Annotated in this window: 1 protein-coding gene; it reads left to right on the top strand. The window is 39.4% G+C overall.

Annotated elements, in window-relative coordinates; translation table 11 throughout:
- On the top strand, window positions 1–855 hold an 855-nt coding region (locus E4T71_RS08625; protein WP_135038918.1), incomplete at its 5' end, for a YPDG domain-containing protein.
- Window positions 856–1,164 lie beyond the last annotated feature (309 nt).

Below are 1,164 nucleotides of genomic sequence, written 5' to 3'. Positions count from 1 at the left end.
GTAACAGTAACGTATCCAGATGGTTCAACAGATCAAGTTACTGTTAAGATTCCAGTAGCTGAGAAAGATCAGGCAGACGCAGATAAGAACAAACCGAAATTCGAAGATGGTAAATCAGGTAAGCCAGGAGAAACAGTAGTTATTCCAGCGCCTAAGAACGAAGATGGAAGTGATCTTCCAGCAGGTTCTAAGTTTGAGTCAAACAACCCACTAGTTAAGGTAGATCCAAACACAGGTGCGATTACAGTAGATGTTCCAGCGGATGCGAAGCCAGGAGATGTTATTGAAGCAGTCGTAACAGTAACGTATCCAGATGGTTCAACAGATCAAGTTACTGTTAAGATTCCAGTAGCTGAGAAAGATCAGACAGACGCAGATAAGAACAAACCGAAATTCGAAGATGGTAAATCAGGTAAGCCAGGAGAAACAGTAGTTATTCCAGCGCCTAAGAACGAAGATGGAAGTGATCTTCCAGCAGGTTCTAAGTTTGAGTCAAACAACCCACTTGTTAAGGTAGATCCAAACACAGGTGCGCTTACAGTAGATATTCCAGCGGATGCGAAACCAGGGGATGTTATTGAAGCAGTTGTAACAGTAACGTATCCAGATGGTTCAACAGATAGAGTGAAAGTAGCTATTAAAGTTACTCCATCTACAAACCATTCTCAAGATGAGGGTAATCAAAAACATCAATTCCTAGCTAAAGAAGAAGTTGGCTCAGGTATGATTGCTAACTCGGAAAATGTTCTACCAAATACAGGTGAGGAGCATTCTGCAATGGCTGAGGCTTTGGGTATCGGTATGCTATTAGCGGCAGTTGGATTGAAAGCTAGACGTCGAAAAGAAGAAGATTAATGTTAACCTTATCTATATTATTCCTTACTATAGATATAAAGGATAAAGTTTCCCTATAATAAAAAACTCTACAATTTCTATAATGGATGAAGATCCAGAATAGAGGTTGTAGGGTTTTTATGGTTCTTTGTCAAGTTATGGGGATAAGTGTCGTAAGCGCCCAATAATGGGATATATAAAAGGTAAGCGCCCAATAACAGAGTATATTGACAAAACTCCAAGATTATAAGCAGATTGCTTTTAATCTTGGAGTTTTCTTTATCTACAATTCTCTTGGATTTTTGGAGCCCATGGTAAATAAGCCTCTAG

Origin of the sequence: Streptococcus sp. WM07, assembly GCF_004570525.1 — a bacterium.
Lineage (GTDB): Bacteria > Bacillota > Bacilli > Lactobacillales > Streptococcaceae > Streptococcus.
The sequence above is the reverse complement of the archived record's forward strand: the minus strand, read 5'-3'. Positions and strand labels throughout refer to the sequence as shown.